A 17,522-nucleotide genomic window follows, 5' to 3' on the forward strand; every position below is an offset into this window, starting at 1 on the left:
GATCCGAAAAGTGAAAGCACTGCGCCTTCTCTTGGCTCGTAATGGCTTCAACGAGAATACTGGGAGAACGACAATGCCCCTAGCGATGAACCGCGACGTTTTTATCACCTGCGCCGTCACCGGCTCCGGCGACACCGCCGGCAAATCCCCCCATGTGCCGCGCTCGCCGAGAGAGATCGCCGAATCGGCGATCGAGGCCGCCAAGGCCGGCGCCGCTGTCGTGCACTGCCATGTGCGCGATCCGGAAACCGGCGCGCCGAGCCGCCGCAACGACCTCTACCGCGAAGTGACCGAGCGCATCCGCGACGCGGAAGTCGACGTGGTGCTGAACCTCACCGCCGGCATGGGCGGCGACATGATCTTCGGCAACACCGAGCAGCCGCTGCCGCTCAATCCCAACGGCACCGACATGGCCGGCGCGACGGAGCGCGTCTCCCACGTCGCCGAATGCCTGCCGGAAATCTGTACGCTCGATTGCGGCACGATGAACTTCTCGCTCGGCGACTACGTGATGACCAACACGCCGTCCATGCTGCGCGCCATGGGCCGGATGATGACCGATCTCGGCGTGCGCCCGGAGATCGAGGCCTTCGACACCGGCCATCTCTGGTTCGCCAAGCAGCTCGTCGAGGAAGGCGTCATCGAGGATCCGGTGCTCATCCAGCTCTGCATGGGCATTCCGTGGGGCGCGCCCGACGACCTCAACACCTTCATGGCGATGGTCAACAACGTGCCCTCGAACTGGACCTTCTCGGCCTTCTCCATCGGCCGCAACGCCATGGCCTATCCGGCCGCGGCGGTGCTTGCCGGCGGCAATGTCCGCGTCGGCCTGGAGGACAACCTCTATGTCGGCAAGGGCCAGCTCGCCACCAATGCGCAGCTCGTCGACAAGGCCGTCAACATCATCGAGAGCATGGGGGCCCGGGTCATCGGCCCGGCCGACGTGCGCGAGAAGCTGAAGCTTACGAAGCGGGCACCGCGGGGCTGACGGGAACGAGGCACGAGGGCGCAACGCGTTTATCCCCCCTCTGCCCTGCCGGGCATCTCCCCCTCAAGGGGGGAGATCGGCAAGAAGCAAGTTCCTTGTCTCAACCGCAACGTCTGTAGAGGGCAAGGCATCTCCCCATCCGATCTCCCCCCTTTGAGGGGGAGATGCCCGGCAGGGCAGAGGGGGGTGCCGCATCTAGACACCAAGAGTTATGAAGGCAGCATCTCTATGACCACCATCACCAAGGCAGCCTGTGTCGGCGGCGGCGTCATCGGCGGCGCATGGGTCGCCCGCTTCGCGCTGGCCGGCATCGACGTGAACATCTTCGATCCGCATCCGGAAGCCGAGCGCATCATCGGCGAGGTGATGGCCAATGCCGAGCGCGCCTATGGCATGCTCACCATGGCCCCGCTGCCGCCGAAGGGGAAGATCACCTTCTGCAAGAGCCTGGAAGAAGCCGTGCAAGACGCTGACTGGATTCAGGAAAGCGTGCCCGAGCGGCTGGAGCTGAAGCGCGGCGTGCTGACGAAGATCGACGCGGCGGCAAAGCCCGACGCCCTCATCGGCTCCTCCACGTCGGGCCTGATGCCGACGGACCTCCAGCGCGACATGAAGCATCCCGAACGCCTGTTCGTCGCGCATCCCTACAATCCCGTCTACCTGCTGCCGCTCGCCGAACTCGTCGGCGGCCAGAAGACGTCGCGCGCCGTCTTGGAAGACGCCAAGGCCAAGCTCGCGCCGATCGGCATGAAGGGTGTGATCATCAACAAGGAGATCGAGGCCTTCGTCGGCGACCGCCTGCTGGAAGCCGTCTGGCGCGAGGGCCTCTGGCTCATCAAGGACGACATCTGCGACACGGAAACGCTCGACGACGTGATCCGCTATTCGTTCGGCATGCGCTGGGCGCAGATGGGCATGTTCGAGACCTACCGCATCGCCGGCGGCGAAGCGGGCATGCGCCACTTCCTCGCCCAGTTCGGCCCCTGCCTCTCCTGGCCCTGGACGAAGCTGACCGACGTCGTCGACCTCGACGACGCGCTCGTCGAAAAGATCGCCGGCCAGTCGGACGCCCAGTCCGGCGCGCGCGGCATCCGCGAGCTGGAACGCATCCGCGACCAGAATCTCGTCGGCATCATGCACGCGCTGAAGGCGGGCGACGAAGGCCGTGGCTGGGGTTCGGGCAAGCTGCTCGCCGAGTTCGAGGCGCATCTCTGGGCCAAGGCCGGCAAGGCGAAGGTCGAGGTCTCCGCAAGCGAGCCGCTGCGCCTCGTCGACACCAAGGTCAACGCCGCCTGGGTCGACTACAACGGCCACATGACGGAGCACCGCTATCTCCAGCTCTTCGGCGACACGACCGACGCGCTGCTGCGGCTGGTCGGCGTCGACTTCGCCTATGTCGAGGCCGGCCACAGCTACTACACGGTGGAGACCCATATCCGCCATCTCGGCGAGGCCAAGCTCGGCCAGGCGCTCTACACGACGCTGCAGCTGCTTTCCTTCGACAACAAGCGCATGCACTACTTCACCCGCATCCACGACGCGGCGACGGGCGACGTCATCGCGACGGCCGAGCAGATGGTGCTGCATGTCGACTCGAAGGCCGGCAGGAGCGTCGACGCGCCCGCCGAGGTGCTGGCGAAGATCGCGCCGATCGCCGAAGCCCATGCCGGGTTGCCGAAGCCGGACGGCGCAGGCCGCAGCGTCGGGCAGAAGAAAGCGCAGCAGTAAGACTGCCCCTCACCCTAACCCTCTCCCCGCAAGCGGGGAGAGGGGACCTGCCAAAAGCAGGCTCGGAGAGAGAGGAAGGCGGCGCGGCATATCCCTTCTCCCCGCCTGCGGGGAGAAGGTGGCGGCAGCCGGATGAGGGGCGACCCCAAAGAGAACGAGGGAACACCATGAACTTCGCATTGACCGACGAACAGCAGATGATCGTGGATACGGTCCGCGCCTTCGTCGAAACGGAAATCTATCCGCACGAAAACGAGGTCGAGCGCACCGGCCATGTGCCGCCGGAGCTCGGCCGGGAGATCGCCCGCAAGTGCAAGGAGATCGGCTTCTTCGGCTGCAACATGCCGGAGGAAGTGGGCGGCGCCGGCCTCGACCACACCTCCTTCACGCTCGTCGAGCGCGAGCTCGGCCGCGGCTCCATGGCGCTGACCGTCTTCTTCGGCCGCCCCTCCGGCATCCTGATGGCCTGCAACGACGAGCAGCGCGAAAAATACCTGCTGCCCGCCGTCAGCGGTGAGAAATTCGACGCCCTCGCCATGACCGAGCCGGACGCCGGCTCGGACGTGCGCGGCATGAAGTGCTTTGCCCGCAAGGACGGCGACGACTGGATCGTCAACGGCACGAAACACTTCATCAGCCACGCCAACATCGCCGATTTCGTCATCGTCTTCATTGCCACCGGCGAGGAGGACACGCCGCGCGGCAGGAAGAAGCTGATCACCTGCTTCCTCGTCGACCGTGGCACGCCGGGCTTCGAGATCCGCGACGGCTACAATTCGGTCTCGCACCGCGGCTACAAGAACTGCATCCTCAATTTCGACGAATGCCGCCTGCCCTCCGCCCAGATCCTCGGCGAGGTGCACAAGGGTTTCGACATCGCCAACGACTGGCTCTACGCGACGCGCCTCACCGTCGCCGCCACCTCGGTCGGCCGTGCCCGCCGCGCCTTCGACTACGCCCTCAACTACGCCGCCGAGCGAAAGCAGTTCGGCAAGCCGATCGGCGCGAACCAGGGCGTCTCCTTCAAGCTCGCCGACATGATCACCGAGATCGACGCCGCCGACCTCCTGACGCTGTCGGCCGCCTGGCGCCTCGACCAGGGCCTGCCGTCGAACCGCGAGATCGCCTCGGCAAAGGTCTACGCCACGGAAATGCTCGCCCGCGTCACCGACGAGGCGATCCAGATCTTCGGCGGCATGGGCCTGATGGACGACCTGCCCCTCGCCCGCTTCTGGCGCGACGCCCGCGTCGAGCGCATCTGGGACGGCACGTCGGAAATCCAGCGGCACATCATCAGCCGCGACCTGCTCCGGCCGCTGGGGGCGTGAGCATGGCAGGCGTGGCCCGCAACACCCCCCTCGACCGCCTCATCCGCCCGAAATCCATCGCCGTCTTCGGCGGCAAGGAAGCCCGCCGCGTCATCTACCAGTGCGACAAGATGGGCTTTTCCGGCGAGATCTGGCCGGTGCATCCGCGCGAGGAGGAGATCCTCGGCCGCAAATGCTACCGCTCGGTCGCCGACCTGCCCGGCGCGCCGGATGCCTCCTTCGTGGGCGTCAACCGCGAGCTGACCATCGGCATCATCCGCGACCTTGCGGCCCGCCGTGCGGGCGGGGCCGTCTGCTATGCCTCCGGTTTCCGCGAGGCCGTCAGCGAGCTTGCCGATGGCGACGACCTGCAGAAGGCGCTGGTTGCGGCCGCAGGTAGCATGCCGATCCTCGGGCCGAACTGCTACGGCTTCATCAACATGCTGGACGGCGCGCTGCTCTGGCCCGACCAGCACGGCATGCTGCGCATCGACAAGGGCGTCGCCGTCCTCACCCAGTCGTCCAACATCGCCTGCAACATCTCCATGCAGCAGCGTGGCCTGCCGCTCGCCTATATCCTGACCGCCGGCAACCAGGCCCAGACCGGCCTTGCCGATCTCGCCTGCGCGGTCCTCGAAGACCCGCGCGTCACCGCCGTCGGCCTGCATATCGAGGGCTTCGACAGCCTCGAAGCGCTGGAACGCCTCGGCCAGCGCGCCCGCGACCTGAAGAAGCCGGTCGTCACGCTGAAGGTCGGCAAGTCGGAACAGGCGCAGCTCGCCACCGTCTCGCACACCGCCTCCCTCGCCGGCAACGACGCGGTCTCCTCGGCCCTCCTCGCCCGTCTCGGCATCGGCCGCGTCGAGACGCTGCCGGAGCTTCTGGAAACGCTGAAGCTGCTGCATGTCGCCGGCCCCCTGCCGAACCACGACATCTCCTCGATGAGCTGCTCGGGGGGCGAGGCCTCGCTGATGGCCGATGCCGGGGTGAAGCGAAAGGTGAACTATCGCGCGCTCGAAGATTTCCAGCGCCAGCCGCTGCGCGAAACGCTCGGCCAGATGGTGACCATCTCCAACCCGCTCGACTACCACACCTTCGTCTGGGGCAACCGCGAGAAGCAGACCGCCGCCTTCACGACGATGATGCGGGGCGGCTACGGCCTGAACCTCGTCGTGCTCGATTTCCCCCGCCTCGACCGTTGCGATGCGGCCGACTGGGTCACCACCTGCCACGCCGTCATCGACGCCTCGAAAGCCGCGGGCGCGAATGCCGGCATCGTCGCCAGCATGGGCGAGAACATGCCGGAGGAAACGGCCGAGATGCTGATGCGGAACGGCGTCGTGCCCTTCTACGGCATCGAGGAGGCGCTTGCCGCCGCCGACGCCGCCGCCGGCATCGGCGAAGCCTGGGCCGGTCCGCAGTCTCGGCCGCTCCTCAAGGCGCCGGCCGGCGAGGGCGCACCCGTCACCCTCACCGAGCATGAGGCCAAGCAGGCGCTTGCCGCCCATGGCCTCCTGGTGCCGGAGGGTCTTGTCGCCGAGACGGCGGACACGGCCGCCGACGCCGCCGAAACGCTCGGCTTCCCCGTCGTGCTGAAAGGCCTCGGCGTCGCGCACAAGACCGAGGCCGGGGCCGTCAAGCTGAACCTTGCGAGCCGCGAGGCCGTGCTGGAGGCCGCGAAGGCCATGGCCGGCGTCGCCACCGGCTTCCTCGTCGAGAAGATGGTGGGCAAGCCCGTCGCCGAACTCATCGTCGGCGCGATGCGCGATCCGGTGGCCGGCCCCGTCCTGACGATCGGCGCGGGCGGAATTCTCGTCGAACTGCTCGAGGATTCGGCGATCCTGACGCTGCCGACGAGCGAAACGGCCATCCGAGACGCCATATCCGGCCTCAAGGTCGCAAAGCTGCTCGGCGGCTATCGCGGCGCGCCGAAGGGCGATATCGACGCCCTTGTCGCCGCCGTCGCATCAGCGGCATCCTATGTCGTTTCAAACGCTTCAATAATCGAAGAACTGGACATTAATCCAATAATGGTGCTGCCGGAATGCGACGGTGTCGTCGCGGCCGATGCGCTGATCCGTCTGAGGAAAAACCCATGACCGGACCGATAAGACAGCGCCGCGAGGGCGGCATCCTGGAAGTGACGATCGATCGTCCAAAGGCGAACGCCATCGACCTTGCGACCAGCCGCATCATGGGAAAGATCTTCGCCGACTTTCGCGACGACGAGAGCCTGCGGGTCGCCATCGTCACCGGCGCGGGAGAGAAATTCTTCTGTCCGGGATGGGACCTGAAGGCCGCCGCTGCGGGCGACGCGGTCGATGGCGATTATGGCGTCGGCGGCTTCGGCGGCATGCAGGAACTGCGCGACCTCAACAAGCCGATCATCGCCGCCGTCAACGGCATCTGCTGCGGCGGCGGGCTTGAAATCGCGCTCTCCACCGACCTCATCCTCGCGGCCGAGCACGCGACCTTCGCCCTGCCGGAAATCCGCTCCGGCACGGTGGCCGACGCCGCCTCGATCAAGCTGCCCAAGCGCATCCCCTACCACATCGCCATGGACATGCTGCTGACCGGTCGCTGGCTGGACGTTCAGGAGGCGCATCGCTGGGGTTTCGTGAACGAGATCATGCCCGCGGAAAAGCTGCTCGACCGGGCCTGGGAGCTCGCGCGCCTGCTCGAAAGCGGCCCGCCGCTCGTCTATGCCGCGATCAAGGAAGTGGTGCGCGCCGCCGAGGGCGAGACCTTCCAGGCGACGATGAACAAGATCACCCGCCGGCAATTCCGGACGGTCGATATCCTCTATTCCAGCGAGGACCAGCTCGAAGGCGCCCGCGCCTTCGCGGAAAAGCGCGATCCCGTCTGGAAGGGGCGATAGGAGAAGCGCCCCCTGCATCGGGCGCAATCCGCATTCTTCCATAAGCTCAGCTTGTGGCAGGAATAGATAATTTAGGACGTTGCACGCGGCTTCTGCGTGGATAGCTTATGAACAAAGCGCCGCATCCACGGCAGAAAGAGGAGGCTTTCGGGAGACGGAAATGCGTTGCCACCGCCATAAAAAGCCGGTTGCAAGGTTGCCTTTGAGGACAAAAACAGAAATCCTGCCAATCATAACGACAAATGCCCACGAATGGGCCAGCGAAAGGGAACAGGGGAATGACTGATTACACCAGATATCTCACCAGCCAGGTCACGCTCGGCAGGATGAACCGCCGCGAATTCATGGGTCGCGCCGCCGCGTTCGGCATCACGCTCGCCGCCGCCGGCACCCTCTTCGACACCGCGGCCAAGGCGCAGGAACCCAAGCGCGGCGGCAATCTGAAACTGGGCCTGGAAGGCGCCGCCGCGACGGACTCCAAGGATCCGGCCAAGGCGCTCTCCCAGTTCATGTTCGTCGTCGGCCGGAACTGGGGCGACATGCTCGTCGAATCCGAGCCGCTGACCGGCCAGCCCGTGCCGGCGCTCGCCGAATCCTGGGAGCCCTCCGCCGACGCCTCGACCTGGACGTTCAACATCCGCAAGGGCGTGAAATTCCACGACGGCAAGGAACTGACCGTCGATGACGTCATCAAGACGCTGCAGCGACACACCGACGAGAAGTCGGAATCGGGCGCGCTCGGCGTCATGAAGTCGATCAAGGAAATCAAGGCCGACGGCGACAAGCTGGTGCTGGTGCTGACGGAAGGCAACGCCGACCTGCCGCTGCTGCTCACCGACTACCATCTCGTCATCCAGCCGAACGGCGGCCTCGACGATCCGAACGCCATGATCGGCACCGGCCCCTACAAGGTGACGAGCTTCGAGGCGGGCGTGCGCGCCACCTTCGAGCGCAACACGGACGACTGGCGCCAGGACCGCGGCTTCGTCGACACGATCGAGATGATCGCGATGAACGACGCGACGGCCCGCATCGCCGCGCTCTCCTCCGGCCAGGTGCACTATATCAACCGCGTCGATCCGAAGACGGTCGATCTCCTGAAGCGCGCACCGACCGTGGAAATCCTCTCCACCTCCGGCCGCGGGCACTACGTCTTCATCATGCATTGCAACACGGCGCCGTTCGACAATGTCGATCTGCGCCTGGCGCTGAAATATGCGATGGACCGCGAGACCATGCTGGAGAAGGTGCTCGGCGGCTACGGCAAGGTCGGCAACGACTTCCCGATCAACGAGACCTATGCCCTCTTCCCCGAAGGCATCGAGCAGCGCGCCTACGACCCGGACAAGGCGTCCTTCCACTACAAGAAGTCCGGCCACAGCGGCTCGGTCCTCCTGCGCACGTCGGACGTCGCCTTCCCGGGCGCCGTCGACGCCGCGGTCCTCTACCAGGAAAGCGCCAAGAAGGCCGGCATCGAGATCGAGGTGAAGCGCGAGCCCGGCGACGGCTACTGGTCGAACGTCTGGAACGTCCAGCCCTTCTCCACCTCCTACTGGGGCGGCCGCCCGACGCAGGACCAGATGTATTCCACCGCCTATCTCTCGACGGCGGACTGGAACGACACCCGCTTCCTGCGCGAGGACTTCGACAAGCTGCTGCTCGAGGCCCGCTCGGAACTCGACGAGGCCAAGCGCAAGGACATGTACCGCACCATGGCCATGATGGTGCGTGACGAGGGCGGCCTGATCCTGCCGATGTTCAACGACTTCGTGAACGCCTGCGGCAAGAACGTGAAGGGCTACGTCCACGACATCGGCAACGACATGTCGAACGGATATGTCGCAACCCGCGTGTGGCTCGACGCCTGATGACCGGCAACGGACCGGCGCACGGTCCGGAGCTGACAGCAACGGCGGCTGCGGGCGAAGCCCCGCAGTCTGCCGGCGTTGCCGGGTCGGTTGCGTCCACTGGAGCCCCCGTCGACGAAGGCACGCCTTCGTTCTGGGCGAAACTCAGCAAGAGCAGCCCCCTGGTTGCGCTCATCCTGCAACGCCTCGCGCTCAGCGTGGCCTTGCTCTTCGCCGTGTCCCTGATGATCTTCGGGGGCGTGGAAGCCTTGCCGGGCGATTTCGCGACGACCTATCTCGGCCAGTCCGCAACGCCCCAGGCCATCGAGAACATCCGCAAGGACCTCGGCCTCGACCAGCCGGCCACCACACGCTACTTCAAGTGGCTCGGCGGCGCGATCCAGGGCGATTTCGGCAATTCCTGGGCGTCCAAGAACTCGGTCAGCGAGCAGATCGGCAAGCGCCTCGGCAATTCGCTGTTCCTCGCCTTCTTCGCGGCGATCATCTCGGTGCCGCTCGCGGTCGGCCTCGGCATGCTCGCGGTGCAATACCGCAACCGCATGCCCGACAAGATCATCAACGTCATCTCGCTGGCGGCGATCTCGCTGCCGGAATTCTTCGTCGGCTACCTGCTGATCCTGTTCTTCGCCGTGCAGATGGGCGTCGCGACCTTCCCGGCGACGGTCTACGATTCAATGACGATCGGCCAGCGCCTGTCGGCCATCGCCCTGCCGACCGCCACCCTCGTCCTCGTCGTGCTCGCCCACATGATGCGCATGACGCGGGCGGCGATCCTCAACGTCATGTCCTCGGCCTATGTCGAGACGGCGGAGCTGAAGGGGCTTTCGAGCCTGCGCATCATCGCCAAGCACGCGGCGCCGAACGCCGTCGCGCCGGTCATCAACGTCATCGCGCTCAACCTCGCCTATCTCGTGGTCGGCGTCGTCGTCGTCGAGGTGGTCTTCGTCTATCCCGGCATGGGCCAGTACATGGTCGACGCCGTGACGGTGCGCGACATGCCGGTGGTGCAGGCCTGCGGCCTGATCTTCGCCGCCTTCTACATCTTCCTCAACATGTTCGCCGACATCCTCGCGATCGTCGCGAACCCCAGATTGAGGCACCCGCGATGAGACTTTCCACCATCCCTATCAGCGCATGGGTCGGCATCCTGGGCATCCTGCTCGCCGTCTTCTGCGCCCTCTTCGCCCCGCTCATCGCCCCCTATGGCGAAAGCCAGATCGTCGGCGCCGTCTGGCAGCCTATGGGCGGCGACCATCTGCTCGGCACCGACAATCTCGGCCGCGACCTCTTCTCGCGGCTGATCTTCGGCGCGCGCACCACGATCTTCGTGGCGCTGGCGGCGACCGTGCTCTCCTTCTCGCTCGGCATGCTGCTCTCCTTCACGGCGGCGGTGACGGGCGGGTTCGTCGACCAGGCCTTCTCGCGCTTCAACGACCTGATGATGGCGATCCCGACGCTGATCTTCGCCCTCGTCGTGCTCGCCGTCCTGCCGCAGCAGCTCTGGATCCTCATCCTCGTCATGGCGGTCCTCGACAGTACCCGCGTCTACCGCATCGGCCGCGCCGTCGCGCTCGACGTGGCGGTCATGGAATTCGTGGAGGCGGCAAGGCTGCGCGGCGAAGGCACGGGCTGGATCATCTTCCGGGAGATCCTGCCGAACACGCTCTCGCCGCTGCTCGCCGAATTCGGCCTGCGCTTCGCCTTCTCGATCCTCTTCCTCTCCACCCTCTCCTTCCTCGGCCTCGGCATCCAGCCGCCGGCGGCGGACTGGGGCGGCATGGTGAAGGACAACAAGGACGGCATCATCTTCGGCATTTCCGCCGCCCTCATTCCGGGCGGGGCGATCGCGGGGCTCGCCATCTGCGTCAACCTCGTCGTCGACTGGCTGATGAAACGAACCTCCAGCCTCAAGGGAGGGCGCGGCGATGCCTGATCTTCTTTCCGTCCGCAACCTCAAGATCGAGGCGACCAGCTATCCGCCGGGCGAACCGCCGAAGACCGTGACGCTCGTCGAAGGCGTGAACTTCGACGTGCAAAAGGGCAAGGTGCTCGGCCTCATCGGCGAATCGGGCGCCGGCAAATCGACCATCGGCCTCACCGCGCTCGCCTATGGCCGCGGCGGGGTCCGCATCACCGGCGGCGAGGTCAAGCTCAACGGCGAGGACCTGTTGAAGCTCGGGCCGGCCGGCATCCGCAAGGTGCGCGGCTGCAAGGTCTGCTACGTCGCACAGTCCGCGGCAGCGGCTTTCAACCCCGCCCACCGGCTCGGCGAGCAGGTGATCGAGGCATCGCTGAAGCACGGCGTCATGAGCCGTGCGGAGGCGGAAAAGCGCGCGCTCTACCTCTTCAAGGTGCTCGGCCTGCCGAACCCCGAAACCTTCGGCCAGCGCTATCCGCACCAGGTCTCCGGCGGCCAGCTCCAGCGCGCCATGACCGCCATGGCGCTCTGCCCGAACCCTGAACTCATCGTCTTCGACGAGCCGACCACCGCGCTCGACGTGACGACGCAGATCGACGTGCTCGCCGCCATCAAGCACGCCATCGAGGAGACCCACACCGCCGCACTCTACATCACCCACGACCTTGCGGTCGTCGCGCAGATCACGGACGACATCCTCGTGCTCCGGCACGGCAAGATGGTGGAATACGGCTCGGTGAAGCAGATCATCGAGGCGCCGACGCAGGACTATACCCGGGCGCTGGTCAACGTGCGCGGCACCAAGCGCGATGAGGCGCCCGACCAGTCGGACACGCTCCTCAAGGTCGACAACATCACCGCCGGCTATTCCAACGGCTTCAAGGTGCTGCAGAACGTCTCGCTGCACCTGCCGAAGGGCCAGACGCTGGCGGTCGTCGGCGAATCCGGTTCCGGCAAGTCCACCCTCGCCCGCGTCATCACCGGCCTGCTGCCGCCGCAGGAGGGCACGATCAGCTTCGACGGCACGCCTCTGCCGCGGGCGCTGAAGGGCCGGACGAACGACCAGCTCCGCCGCATCCAGATGATCTACCAGATGGCCGATACCGCGATGAATCCGCGCCAGACGGTGCGCGACATCGTCGGCCGGCCGCTCACCTTCTACTACGGCCTTCGCGGGGCCAGGAAGACCGAGCGGGTGAAGGAACTGCTGGAGCAGATCGAGATGGGCGGCCGCTTCGCCGACCGTTATCCGGCGGAGCTCTCCGGCGGCCAGAAGCAGCGCGTCGCCATCGCACGGGCGCTGGCGGCCCAGCCGGAGCTCATCCTCTGCGACGAGCCGACCTCCGCCCTCGACCCGCTGGTGGCCGAAGGCATCCTGAAGCTTCTCCTGAAACTCCAGGACGAGACCCACGTCTCCTACATGTTCATCACCCACGACATCGCCATCGTGCGCGCGATTGCCGATTCGGTGGCCGTGATGCACCGCGGCCGCCTCGTGCGCTTCGGCCCGAAATCGAAGGTGCTCTCGCCGCCCTTCGACGACTACACCGACCTGCTTTTGAAATCGGTCCCCGAAATGGAGATCGGCTGGCTGGAGAAGGTGCTGACGACACGCCGCATGGAAAGCGCCGGCAACTGACGGAAGCGGGCGGCGACTACCCGCGCCGCCCCTCATCCGGCCTGCCGGCCACCTTCTCCCCGCAAGCGGGGCGAAGGGATATGCCGCACCGGTTTCCCCAACCAATACGCGTTAGCAGGGCAAGTCCCCTCTCCCCGCCTGCGGGGAGAGGGTTAGGGTGAGGGGCAAATCCTCCGAACATTCAATTCTGCGTGCAGGCCACATCCCCCAGCCGGCTGGCCGATTCGCCTTCGGCCATCACCGTCTCCTCGCCACGCGCCGTGCAATTGCCCTTCTCGCCGACGCCCGTGCGGAATTTCACCATGGGCTGGCCCTCGATCATGATGCTCGGCACGATCTCGTAGAGTTCCGGCGGGCAGTTCACCACGTCGGAGAGGCGCAGCGCCGGCGCACCGCCGATGAAGACGCTCTTCGAACCGGACATGGCGCAGGATGGAATGGGCTGGGGCGCATCCTCGGCCACGGAAACGGACGGCCCCGCCGCCCCGAGAGCGAAGCCCAGAAAGGCACCCGCAAACCGCAAAGATTTCATCATCTGTCTCCCTTTTCACGCGCCGCACGCGACAGCGCACGCAACGTTTCCAATGCCCGTTCGCCATCCCGCTCCGGCACGAATATATGGTCGTGATGGTAGCCGGCAACCACGTTGGCGCTGATCCCCTGCCCCGTCAGCGCCGTCGCGAAGGCCGCCGTCAGCCCCACCGCCTCCAGCGAGGAGTGCACGGTGAGCGTGATCATCCGCATCGGCGGGCTTGCCGCCAGCCCTTCCGCCGCCTCGGCCGGCAGGATCAGCGTCACGCCCTCCGCCTCGTGGAAGAGACCGACCGGCCCGCGAGAAAGATGGTCTTCCAGATCCCCGGCCGGCACGCAGGCATAGACGAAAGCCCCGTCCGCCAGCGCCGGCTCCATCGTCGCCAGCAATGCGTCGAGATCGGTGATCCCGCTCATGGATGCGCCATCCGGCGCACGGCATCGCACAGCGCCGCAAAACCGGCCTTCGCTCCCGCGCTCATGAATCGCGCGCGCAGCCAGGCGTGGATCATCTGCTTCTCCTCGCGAAACTCCACCGGAACACCGGCACGCGCCAGCCGCGCCGCATAGGCCCGCGCATCGTCGCGCAGCGGATCGAAATGGGCGCCGGTGATGAAGGCGGGCGGCAGGCCGGCAAGGTTTTCCGCCCGCAACGGGAAGGCATGCACGGCCTCCTCCGGCGCCTTGTAGACCTCGCGGTAATAGGCGACGTCGGCGGTCGAAAGACCCGGCGCCTCGGCCATCTCCAGATAGGAGCCGGAGGCAAGGTCGCCGCCGAGGCCCGGATAGACCAGCGCCTGCCCGGCAATGCCCGTCAATCCCTCGTCGCGCGCCTTCAGCACGATGCCGGCGGCAAGGTTGCCGCCCGCGCTGTCGCCGACCACCACGACCGGATGGCTTTCCAGGAGAAGCTCGATCAGCACGGCCCAGCAATCGTCGAAAGCGGCAGGCCAGACATGCTCCGGCGACAGGCGGTAGTCGACGGACACGAGTTCGGCGCCCGCGGCCTCGGAAAGCTCGGCACAGATCGCATCATGGCTGTCGAGCGAGCCGACGACGAAGCCGCCGCCGTGGATGTAGAAAAGCCGCGTCGCGCTCGTCACCGCCGCCGGGCGATAACGGCGCACCGGGATGCGCCCCGCGATGACACCGTCCTGCTTGATCATGCCCCCCGGCGGCGGCGCGTCGAAGGCGGCGCATAGCGCATCGTACCAGCCGCGCTGCCGCCCGATATCCGCGTCGACGGCATCGGCGGGATAAAAATCCTCGCAGCGCTTGTGGAAGGCCAGGATGCCCTCCTCGGTCGGCATGGGGCGTTCGGTCATGGCGGCTCCTCGTTGCCGGCGCCGTTCCGGCGTGACGGAATGGGCGCCGGGGCGTGTCCTGTCGCATTGTCCGGTGCCGGAGCGGCGCTGCCCCGGCTGGAAATGGCGGGGATCATAGCAGCGCGCACCCCGCGCGCCTGTCCCGTCCGCGGCTTTCCCAAGGAATTTTCGGCGCTTGCCTCGCCCGCGCCGGGCATATTAACTGCCGCCATGGCGTTCACCTTCCGGCAACTGCAATATTTCGTCGCCGTCGCGGAGCAGGGTTCCGTGACGCGCGCGGCGCAAAACCTCTCGATCTCGCAATCCTCGATCACAGAGGCGATCAAGGAGCTCGAATCCGACCTCGGCGTCGAGCTGTTCGAGCGCCATCCGCGCGGCCTCACGACGACGCACAACGGCCACCAGTTCCTGCGTCACGCCACGAAGATCCTCGCGAACGTCTCGGATGCCCGCCGCTCCTTCTCCGACAACCGCACGGCGGAAAAGGGCCAGCTCAATCTCGGCGTCACCTCCCTCGTCGCCGGCTACGTGCTGTCGGACCTGCTCTCGCGCTATCGCCGCGCCTTTCCCGGCATCGAGGTGAGCGCCATCGAGGACAACGGCTCCTATCTGGAACATCTCCTGGTCGGCGGCGAGCTGGACGTCGCCGTCATGGTCATCTCGAACCTGCGCGACCGCATGGCGCTGCAGGCGGAGATCCTCGAAACCTCGCCCTACCGCCTCTGGCTGCCGATCGGCCATCCGCTCGTCTCGGCCGACATCATCTCCGTCAGCGACATCGCCAAGGAGCCGCTGATCATGCTGACGGTCGACGAAATCGAGGAGAACACCGGCAAGCTGCTGACCGCGCTCGGCGCCCGCCCGCATGTCGCCTTCCGCACCCGCTCGGTGGAGGCGGTGCGCAGCCTCGTCGCGACAGGCGCCGGCATCGCGCTCTTGCCCGACCTCGTCTATCGCCCCTGGTCGCTGGAAGGCGACCGTATCGAAAGCCGCGACGTGTCGGGCGCGCTTCCCGTCGTGCAGGTCGGCATGGTCTGGCGCAAGGGCTCCAGCCTGCCGCAGGCGGCAAGGGATTTCGTCGGGCTGGCCGAGGCGCTGCGAAGCGGTCGGGGACGGTAGCGGCGGCATCGAACCTCTTCCTGCGGCTTCATCCCCGCACGCCAGCGCGCCGGGGTTTTGCGGGAGCATTCGGACGGGGCGCTGGAGGCTGCCTCGACTGAATGTTTGTATGCGGCACCGTCCAGCGCCCCGTTCGGCGGTTTTTGCCCGCGACTTCGGCCTCTCTGCGATGGCGGGGTGCGTGGGAACGGTGGCGCGCCCTTCCGAAGAAGGGGTCATGCACGCCCTCAGGGTTCACGGTGCCGCAGCCACGACTGCCGGTCGGCACCGTCTTCCACTGCGCCATGCGAGCGGGGGAGCCCCCGGACGCCGCATGGTGCAGCCGCCATGTTGTGTGCCGCACAGGCACGCCCGGCGACGTGATCGGGGCAAAACGGCGGTCCGGTCCGACGCCCCGCCATTTCCCCCGTTTCGCCGGAGGGAGACCATTTTCCGCGCGCCCGGTGCGTCAAGGTGTGCGTCGCCCCCTTACGCCCCGCGCCGACCCCGCCTCGCCGCAACGCCTTGCGGTGTATCCGCGGCGGGATGGGAGGATTGTAGGCACGGGGTTGAGGGGTGGGGAAAATGCGGGGCGTGTTTTTTGGCGGCGCAGGCGTGCCGTGGGGCGTGGGTCCTCGGGTCAAGCCCGAGGATGACGAAAGAAGAGAGGGGATTAGGGCTGAAGCAAGGGAGCCGGATGCCGCACCGGCCAAGGAGCTGGCAACCTCTCCTCCTCTCCGTCATCCTCGGGCTTGACCCGAGGACCCACGCCCCACGTCACGCCCTCGCCGCTTTCGGAATTTCCGATACCGGCATTCTGATTAATGAATTTGCGAAAGCGGCGAAAGCGCGGCACCTTCTCATCCGGGAACAATACCGCAGACAAGCGGATCAAACCGGGAGACTGTCATGAAGCGACTTCTGCATTCCTGCACCGCGCTTACCCTTTCGCTCGCCTTCGCCACCGCCGCCATCGCCCAGGAGCCGCTGAAGGAGCTCGGGCCCGGCGAGGGCGAAGTCTCCATCGTCGCCTGGGCCGGCTATATCGAGCGCGGCGAGACGGACAAGAACTATGACTGGGTCACCGAATTCGAGAAGAACACGAGCTGCAAGGTGACGGTGAAGACCGCCGCCACCTCGGATGAAATGGTGGCGCTGATGAACGAGGGCGGCTTCGACCTCGTCACCGCCTCGGGCGACGCTTCGCTCCGCCTCGTCGCGGGCAAGCGCGTGCAGCCGATCAACACCGACCTCATCCCGAGCTGGAAGACCGTCGACGAGCGCCTGCAGAACGCGCCCTGGCACACGGTGAACGGCGTGCACTACGGCACGCCTTATCTGTGGGGCCCCAACGTCCTGATGTACAACACCGAGGCCTTCAAGGACGCGGCGCCGACGAGCTGGAAGGTCGTCTTCGAGGAGATGACGCTGCCGGACGGCAAGTCGAACAAGGGCCGCGTGCAGGCCTATGACGGCCCGATCCACATCGCCGACGCCGCGACCTACCTGATGGCGCACAAGCCGGACCTCGGCATCAAGGACCCCTACGAACTCAACGAGGACCAGTACAAGGCCGCGCTCGACCTGCTTCGCGTCCAGCGCACGCTGGTCGGCCGCTACTGGCACGACGCCATGATCCAGATCGACGACTTCAAGAACGAGGGCGTCGTCGCCTCCGGCTCCTGGCCGTTCCAGGTGAACCTGATGCAGGCGGAAAAGCAGCCGATCGCCTCGACCTTCCCGGAAGAGGGCGTGACGGGCTGGTCGGACACGACCATGCTGCATGCCGAAAGCCAGCATCCGAACTGCGCCTATATGTGGATGGAGCATTCGCTTTCCGCCAAGGTGCAGGGCGATGCCGCCGCCTGGTTCGGCGCGGTTCCCTCGGTCCCGGCGGCCTGCAAGGGCAATGCGCTCCTGACCGACGAGGGGTGCTCGACCAACGGTTTCGACAATTTCGAGAAGATCCGCTTCTGGCGCACGCCGGTGACCAAGTGCGAAAGCCAGGGGGAATGCGTGCCGTATCACCGCTGGGTCTCCGACTATATCGGCGTGATCGGCGGGCGATAACGCGATCGATGCGGCAAACGCCCACCAATCTCCCCCCTTGTGGGGGAGATGTCACCGAAGGTGACAGAGGGGGGTGGCCGCGAAGCGGCGATATCTGACGGAGCGGGTGAGATACCCCCCTCTGCCCTGCCGGGCATCTCCCCCACAAGGGGGGAGATCGGATAGACGCGCC

At 66.4% G+C, this 17,522-nt stretch carries 14 protein-coding genes; 11 read left to right on the forward strand and 3 right to left on the reverse strand.

What is annotated here, in order from left to right; translation table 11 throughout:
• Positions 1-73: 73 nt before the first annotated feature.
• The 9 genes from WMC41_RS12935 (at position 74) to WMC41_RS12975 (ending at position 12,326) form a co-directional block, all read left to right on the forward strand.
• Positions 74-988: a 3-keto-5-aminohexanoate cleavage protein gene (locus WMC41_RS12935; protein WP_244766845.1), complete on the forward strand. Its 915-nt coding sequence runs from the start codon at positions 74-76 to the stop codon at positions 986-988.
• Between the two features lie 228 nt (positions 989-1,216).
• Entirely contained in the window at positions 1,217-2,716 is a 1,500-nt protein-coding gene (locus tag WMC41_RS12940; RefSeq protein WP_432343726.1) for a carnitine 3-dehydrogenase, read from the forward strand.
• A gap of 167 nt (positions 2,717-2,883) precedes the next feature.
• Positions 2,884-4,044, forward strand: a complete 1,161-nt coding sequence (locus WMC41_RS12945) for an acyl-CoA dehydrogenase family protein (protein ID WP_272805900.1) — start codon at positions 2,884-2,886, stop codon at positions 4,042-4,044.
• Between the two features lie 2 nt (positions 4,045-4,046).
• Positions 4,047-6,122, forward strand: coding sequence for an acetate--CoA ligase family protein (locus WMC41_RS12950; protein WP_432343729.1), 2,076 nt, complete (start codon positions 4,047-4,049; stop codon positions 6,120-6,122).
• Positions 6,119-6,901, forward strand: coding sequence for a carnitinyl-CoA dehydratase (locus WMC41_RS12955; RefSeq protein ID WP_432343732.1), 783 nt, complete (start codon positions 6,119-6,121; stop codon positions 6,899-6,901). Before WMC41_RS12950 ends, WMC41_RS12955 begins: the two co-directional genes overlap by 4 nt.
• A 278-nt stretch (positions 6,902-7,179) precedes the next feature.
• Entirely contained in the window at positions 7,180-8,769 is a 1,590-nt protein-coding gene (locus WMC41_RS12960; RefSeq protein WP_244766850.1) for an ABC transporter substrate-binding protein, read from the forward strand.
• Positions 8,769-9,878: an ABC transporter permease gene (locus WMC41_RS12965; protein WP_432343735.1), complete on the forward strand. Its 1,110-nt coding sequence runs from the start codon at positions 8,769-8,771 to the stop codon at positions 9,876-9,878. Before WMC41_RS12960 ends, WMC41_RS12965 begins: the two co-directional genes overlap by 1 nt.
• Positions 9,875-10,702 carry an ABC transporter permease gene (locus WMC41_RS12970; RefSeq protein ID WP_244766852.1) on the forward strand — a complete coding sequence of 276 codons (828 nt, stop codon included), beginning with the start codon at positions 9,875-9,877 and terminating at the stop codon, positions 10,700-10,702. The genes WMC41_RS12965 and WMC41_RS12970 overlap by 4 nt, the downstream gene beginning before the upstream one ends.
• Complete coding sequence (locus WMC41_RS12975; RefSeq protein WP_432343737.1) at positions 10,695-12,326, forward strand: ABC transporter ATP-binding protein; 1,632 nt, start codon at positions 10,695-10,697, stop codon at positions 12,324-12,326. Before WMC41_RS12970 ends, WMC41_RS12975 begins: the two co-directional genes overlap by 8 nt.
• A 181-nt stretch (positions 12,327-12,507) precedes the next feature.
• Here the strand turns inward: WMC41_RS12975 and WMC41_RS12980 are convergent, their stop codons facing one another.
• From WMC41_RS12980 to WMC41_RS12990, 3 genes are read right to left on the reverse strand one after another with little or no spacing between them, the layout of a single operon-like run.
• Positions 12,508-12,858 (reverse strand): PAAR domain-containing protein, encoded by a 351-nt coding sequence (locus WMC41_RS12980; RefSeq protein WP_244766854.1) that lies wholly within the window; start codon positions 12,856-12,858, stop codon positions 12,508-12,510.
• Positions 12,858-13,274: an ACT domain-containing protein gene (locus tag WMC41_RS12985; RefSeq protein WP_432343739.1), complete on the reverse strand. Its 417-nt coding sequence runs from the start codon at positions 13,272-13,274 to the stop codon at positions 12,858-12,860. Before WMC41_RS12985 ends, WMC41_RS12980 begins: the two co-directional genes overlap by 1 nt.
• Complete coding sequence (locus WMC41_RS12990; RefSeq protein WP_432343742.1) at positions 13,271-14,182, reverse strand: alpha/beta hydrolase; 912 nt, start codon at positions 14,180-14,182, stop codon at positions 13,271-13,273. Before WMC41_RS12990 ends, WMC41_RS12985 begins: the two co-directional genes overlap by 4 nt.
• Positions 14,183-14,392: 210 nt before the next feature.
• On the opposite strand from WMC41_RS12990, the gene WMC41_RS12995 reads away from it, so the two are divergent.
• Both WMC41_RS12995 and WMC41_RS13000 read left to right on the forward strand, forming a co-directional pair.
• Positions 14,393-15,301, forward strand: coding sequence for a LysR family transcriptional regulator (locus WMC41_RS12995; RefSeq protein WP_133032813.1), 909 nt, complete (start codon positions 14,393-14,395; stop codon positions 15,299-15,301).
• 888 nt (positions 15,302-16,189) lie between these two features.
• A complete protein-coding gene (locus WMC41_RS13000) occupies positions 16,190-17,350 on the forward strand; it encodes an ABC transporter substrate-binding protein (protein ID WP_432343745.1) in 1,161 nt (386 codons plus the stop codon).
• Positions 17,351-17,522: the final 172 nt, after the last annotated feature.

Source organism: Shinella yambaruensis (genome assembly GCF_050859155.1).
Lineage (GTDB): Bacteria > Pseudomonadota > Alphaproteobacteria > Rhizobiales > Rhizobiaceae > Shinella > Shinella yambaruensis.